The organism is Roseburia sp. 1XD42-34, assembly GCF_009917385.1.
Classification (GTDB): Bacteria; Bacillota; Bacilli; order Bacillales; family Amphibacillaceae; genus Virgibacillus.
The window spans coordinates 145,361-151,360 of sequence record NZ_QWLJ01000010.1; the positions used below are offsets into that span (position 1 = coordinate 145,361).

Genomic DNA, 6,000 nt, shown 5'->3' on the forward strand with positions numbered 1-6,000 from the left:
TCTGTTGGAAGAATCAAAAACGGATTATTTTTAATCTGTAGTATAGTCGTGGTTCTTTTAAAGACTATGTTAACCGAAAAGGGTATAGTTATCGTGGTAAATTTTGAAGTCGCTAAAGATTTCCTTTTGTGAATAACTGCAGAATTAAGGGAATAGCGCTATGCAACCAGTGACTTTTTATGTACTTAATCCTTTTTATTCCAACTAACTTCCCAAAAGCAAAAATATGTAGGATGATATTCTGATTTTTTCAAGCCCCTAAATTTTCGTTTAGGGGCTTTTGGCTGTTATCCAGCTTGGTATTAATGGCAGTTTATTTTTACAATGATGCGCCCCTATTTGCAGACCTTCTCCCAGAAACAATAGGCTATAAAATCTTGTTCATAAATAAAGGAGAGGATGATTCGTTTGTTTACTGGAATTATTGAAGAACAAGGACAGCTAGCTTCGGTGAAACATATTTCTGATCAGGCAATTTTGTTAAGAGTAAAAGCTTCTACTGTTTTAAATGATGTCCAAATAGGAGACAGCATCGCTATAAACGGCGTCTGTCTGACGGTAACCTCATTTGATGAGCACAGCTTTACAGTGGATGTTATGGCAGAAACGGTAAATGCAACTTCCTTACACTCGTTGAGAGCAGGCTCTCCTGTAAATTTAGAGCGTGCTATGGCTGCTAATGGGAGGTTTGGTGGTCATTTTGTTTCGGGGCATGTAGATGGAGTAGGAGAAATTATTCGCAAGCAACGGGAGCAAAATGCTATTTATTATGATATTGAAATACCAGCTACTCTGGCGAGGTATGTTATTACGAAGGGTTCCGTTACTGTTGATGGAGTTAGTTTAACCGTATTTCATGTAAAGCAGAACCGCTTTACAATTTCCCTTATCCCGCATACAGCTTCAATAACGATATTAGATGAAAAGGAAGTTGGAGACGTGGTCAATATAGAATGTGACATGCTTATAAAGCATGTAGAACATCTACTTACATTTGCATCAAAAAAAGAAATATTGGATGAAGCCTATCTAATAGCGAATGGCTTTATGTAAGAAACTACACGGTAACAATTGCAGATGATAAAAGCTTATATACCTTTTTAAAATAGGAAGATGTGTTGTTTTCCGTTGGATCAAATACTATTGAAAAGGAAGGAGAAAAACATGCATACAATAGAAGCTGCAGTCAAGGATTTGAAAGCAGGCAAGCCAGTTATTGTGGTTGATGATGAAAGTCGGGAAAATGAAGGTGACTTTGTTGCTTTATCGGAATCAATTACTCCAGAAGTCGTTAATTTCATGATAACGCATGGTAAAGGATTAGTATGTACAGCAGTGGGTAGCGAAATAGCAAAGAGGCTTGGATTGACCTTAATGCCATCAACACAAACAGACTCATATGCTACCGCATTTACCATTAGTGTCGATCATAAGGAAACAACAACAGGGATTAGTGCAATGGATCGAGCGACAACAATTCGAGCACTCGCTAACCCATTCGCTGTAAAAAAGGATTTTCATCAGCCCGGACATGTATTCCCATTAATTGCTCGAGATGGTGGAGTGCTTGTTCGCCAAGGTCATACGGAAGCAGCTGTAGATTTGGCTAAATTATGTGGAGCTAGTCCTTCAGGAACTATATGTGAAATTATAAATAGCGATGGTTCCATGGCAAGGCTAAGAGACTTGGAAAAAATCGCTGAACAATTTGGTTTGCAGCTCATATCTGTACAGCAATTAGTAGGATATCGAATAAATGAGAACGAGGAGTGTGACGTCATTGAGTAACATATTACAAGGAACTTTAGTTGGAACGGATTTACGGATTGGAATCGTTGTTGGTAGATTTAATGAATTTATTACTGGGAAACTATTAGAAGGTGCTGAAGACACATTGATACGACACGGGGTAGCCGCTGATCAGATTACGGTTGCTTGGGTACCTGGAGCATATGAAATCCCATTAATTGCTAAAAAGATGGCTATGCATGAGGAGTATGACGCGGTTATTACTCTCGGAGCCGTGATTCGTGGTGCTACGCCACATTTCGACTATGTTTGCAATGAAGCAGCAAAAGGCGTATCGCAGGCATCGCTACAAATGAATAAACCAGTGATTTTTGGAATCTTAACAACAGAAACAATAGAACAGGCGATTGAAAGAGCAGGAACAAAAGCGGGAAATAAAGGTTCCGAAGCTGCCATTGCAGCGATTGAAATGGTGAATTTGCTTCGTAGCATGTAAAGCTGTACACTTAGATAGCTAGTAATATCTAGCCCCTAGTAATGTTTTAAAGCAATAACGAATTGATATTATGAGTATATAAGGGTTATTATATACAATGGGATAGAGATTGCAAACGGCTCTCTCCTACTATCCTTTTTGCTACTCCATAGCAGTGATAAGATCTTTCAGCGATAGCGCTATGGAGTGCATCATTTTACAATAATCCAAGAAAATGACATATTGTTTTTGGGGATACTAGTTTTCTAGTTTAGGAGAGTTTTTTATAAGATAAGAAAGTATCAAATGAGGTGCTTGGGGATAACGAAATAACCGACTAGTCACGTCCGGCGCAAGCGCCCAGCAACGATGCGACTTTAGAAATGCGCTCTTCGATAAGGCCTCATTGGTTCGTTACCTCACCGTGTTTCCTAAAACTTTAGTTGCTTCGTTCCATTCGCTACGTTGCTAAACGGGCACCCTGCGCCTTTGTTCAACGATGATACATATGGGGGAGATTGTTTTGAAGCTCTTATTAGCACAGCTAGTAATCATTGCTGTTGTTTGGATTGGCATGGCTTTTTTCTTCTCAGACATGACAGAACCAGCAAAGGTGATTTTTTATTTAGTAACTTCATGGATGCTATTGTTAATTGTGCTTATTGCTAAAACTTGGTGGAAAAACAGAAAGAATGAAGGATGATGAAACATGCTATCGATAGAAAATCTATCAAAATCATTTGGTGATAAAACACTTTTTAATTCGATTACCTGTCATATTACTAGTGGTGAACGAATTGGCTTAATAGGTGTTAACGGTACAGGAAAGTCCACCTTATTAAAAGTTATTGCTCGTATAGAACCAGCAGACCATGGCGAGATTCACCATGCAAACGATTATCGCATTCAATATTTGACCCAATCCCCGTCTTTAGACCCGAATTTAACTGTGATGGAGCAAATCTATTATGGGGACTCAGCGATCATGAAAGTTATACGAGAACATGAGCAAGCACTGCTTCAATTACAGCATGATTCAGAAAGTGAAAAGGCGCAAACCAATTTATTAGCTGCACAACAAAAAATGGATGAATTGGATGCATGGGAATCTAATACAACCGCAAAGACCATTTTGACGAAATTAGGGATTACAGATTACGATAAACCGACAGCAACGCTTTCAGGCGGTCAAAAAAAGCGAGTTGCACTTGCGAATGCGCTAATCCAGCCTGCTGATCTGCTTATATTAGATGAGCCAACCAACCATTTGGATCATGCAACCATTGAATGGTTGGAAAAATATCTACAGACCTATCCCGGTTCGCTTTTACTCGTAACCCATGATCGTTACTTTTTAAATCGTGTAACCAATCGGATTTTTGAATTGGATCGTGGCAAGTTGTACATGTATGAAGGAAATTATGAAGTATTTTTAGAGAAAAAGGCAGAGCGAGAAGCGTTAGAAAGAAGTGAAGAGGTCAAGCACCAAAACACGTTACGACGAGAGTTAGCGTGGCTGAAAAGCGGCGTGAAGGCACGTTCGACAAAACAAAAAGCTAGAATGGAACGTGTGCATACCATGCAGCATAAGACATTTGTAACGAGACAGGAAAATGTTGAAGTTCCTATTGGTTCGGCTAGGCTAGGTAAAAAAGTCATTGAATTAAAACAAGTTTGTAAATCATTCGGGGATAAAGAAATTTTATCGAATGTCAATCAATTATTGATACCTGGTGATCGTGTAGGAATTGTAGGTCCGAATGGTTCTGGAAAATCTACCTTTTTGCATATTATGGCACAGCGCTTATCACCTGATGATGGAGAAGTCATTGTTGGCGATACGGTGAAAATCGGTTACTATACGCAAGGAGAAGAAGAGTTAGAAGGAGATTTACGGATTATTGATTACATTAAAGAAATAGCTGAAGTCATTCACACGAAAGATGGGTCTATTATTACAGCAGAGCAAATGCTAGAACATTTTTTGTTTTCACGAGAACAGCAATGGACGTATATCCGTAAATTATCTGGTGGAGAAAAGCGACGTTTATATTTGCTGAAAGTGTTAATGCAAGAACCAAATGTGCTGTTTTTAGATGAACCAACGAATGATTTAGATACGCAAACGTTAAGCGTGTTAGAAGAATATTTAGATCACTTTCCAGGTGTTGTCGTAACGGTTTCCCATGATCGCTATTTCTTAGATCGTGTTGTTGATCGGTTGCTTGTATTTGACGGAAAAGGCAATATTACTTCCTACCATAGCAATTATAGTGATTTTTTAACCCATCAAGAAAGCACCCATATGGCTGCAAAATCCGCAGAAAAGTCCAAGAACCAACGGCAATCACCGAAATCACAAAAGAAGAAGCTGTCTTATTTGGAGAAAAAAGAATGGGCTGAGATAGAAGACGTTATTACTTCGTTGGAGGAAAAGCTAGAAACGATTAAGAATGATATTGTTGCTGCGGGAAGCGATTCGCAAAAGGTGCAGGAACTATATGAAGAGCAAATGAATGTAGAGAAAGCTTTAAACGAAAAAATGGACAGATGGGAAGAACTATCTTTGCTTATAGAGGAGTGAATTCTAGTTCTGAGAATTAAATTCGGTTGATAAAAAACGAACAATAAAAAATAGCTAATTGGGTATACCAAGAGTTAGCATAGTCAACATATGCAGACTCCAGAGGCAACAGGACGTGCTTAAATATCGTACAGGGAAACGGTTTTGGCTTTCTGAGAATGCTGCAGAAAACTGCGGAAAGCGAAGTATTTTGACGTAGCGGTGATAAAAGCTTGTGAATGCAAAAAAAGCCGAACAATTATGTGGTACCGACTCCTGAAAGTTAGAGTAGAAATCTAATTTTTCAGGGGTAACTACCTAAAAATGATTGTTCGGCTTTTGCTATATAGTCTTTCTTAAAAGATAGGAAAACATAAAATGAGGTGCTTGGAGATAAAGAAATAACCGCTTAAGCCACGTCCGGCTTAAGCGCCCAGAGAGTGTAAAAAGTTTTGTGTAAATGGATATACTTTCCAATAAGGAGATGATCATTTATGCAAGACTTTTTTCATGACAAAACCATTAAAGACTTGGTAAAAGAATGTCGTACTGTAGAAGATGTCCAAGAGATGATGAAACTTTTATTTAAAGATACTATTCAACGGGTATTTGAAGCTGAATTAGAGGATGAACTGGGTTATCAGAAACATAGTATCACTGGCAATAAACACTGGAAATAGCCGAAATGGGTATAGTAAGAAAACGGTAAAATCTAAATACGGGGATACCGAATTGAATATTCCAAGAGACCGAAATGGTGACTATGAACCAAAGATTATTAAGAAGTATGAAACGACTATCAATGGAATAGAAGACCAAATACTGGGACTTTATGCAAAGGGAATGTCAACAAGAGATATCGAAAGCCAAATGCAGGATTTATATGGGCTTGATATTTCTCCGACCATGGTTAGTAAAGTAACCGATAAGATTATGCCTCTCGTCAAAGAGTGGCAATCACGCCCTCTTCATCGGGTTTATCCAATTGTTTATTTGGACGCCATCCACTTTAAAGTACGAGATGGAAATAGGATTGTAAATAAAGCTGCATACAGTGTTTTAGGAATTAATATGGATGGTCAAAAAGAGATACTCGGCATTTGGATAGGAGAAAATGAAAGTGCTAGTTTTTGGTTGGGCGTATGCACAGATCTTAAAAATAGAGGTGTAGAAGATATTTTAATTGCATGTAAAGACGGGCTTTCAGGCTTTT

Annotated in this window: 5 protein-coding genes and 1 pseudogene; all 6 read left to right on the forward strand. The window is 38.4% G+C overall.

Annotation, left to right across the window (positions count from 1 at the left end; translation table 11 throughout):
* The first annotated feature begins 399 nt into the window (after window positions 1–399).
* Window positions 400–1,053, forward strand: coding sequence for a riboflavin synthase (ribE, locus tag D1839_RS08100; RefSeq protein ID WP_120379400.1), 654 nt, complete (start codon window positions 400–402; stop codon window positions 1,051–1,053).
* Between the two features lie 111 nt (window positions 1,054–1,164).
* Window positions 1,165–1,788 carry a 3,4-dihydroxy-2-butanone-4-phosphate synthase gene (gene ribB / locus D1839_RS08105; protein WP_120379401.1) on the forward strand — a complete coding sequence of 208 codons (624 nt, stop codon included), beginning with the start codon at window positions 1,165–1,167 and terminating at the stop codon, window positions 1,786–1,788.
* A complete protein-coding gene (gene ribH / locus D1839_RS08110) occupies window positions 1,781–2,245 on the forward strand; it encodes a 6,7-dimethyl-8-ribityllumazine synthase (protein ID WP_286164754.1) in 465 nt (154 codons plus the stop codon). The genes ribB and ribH overlap by 8 nt, the downstream gene beginning before the upstream one ends.
* A 502-nt stretch (window positions 2,246–2,747) precedes the next feature.
* A complete protein-coding gene (locus D1839_RS08115) occupies window positions 2,748–2,927 on the forward strand; it encodes a hypothetical protein (RefSeq protein WP_120379403.1) in 180 nt (59 codons plus the stop codon).
* Between the two features lie 6 nt (window positions 2,928–2,933).
* A complete protein-coding gene (locus D1839_RS08120; RefSeq protein ID WP_120379404.1) occupies window positions 2,934–4,808 on the forward strand; it encodes an ABC-F family ATP-binding cassette domain-containing protein in 1,875 nt (624 codons plus the stop codon).
* 473 nt (window positions 4,809–5,281) lie between these two features.
* Window positions 5,282–6,000: pseudogene (locus tag D1839_RS08125) on the forward strand (IS256 family transposase); the annotation flags it as partial.

Coding starts and splice junctions, on each gene's coding strand:
- ribE (WP_120379400.1), top strand. CDS start 400: ATGATTCGTTTGTTTACTGGAATTATTGAAGAACAAGGACAGCTAGCT.
- ribB (WP_120379401.1), top strand. CDS start 1,165: ATGCATACAATAGAAGCTGCAGTCAAGGATTTGAAAGCAGGCAAGCCA.
- D1839_RS08120 (WP_120379404.1), top strand. CDS start 2,934: ATGCTATCGATAGAAAATCTATCAAAATCATTTGGTGATAAAACACTT.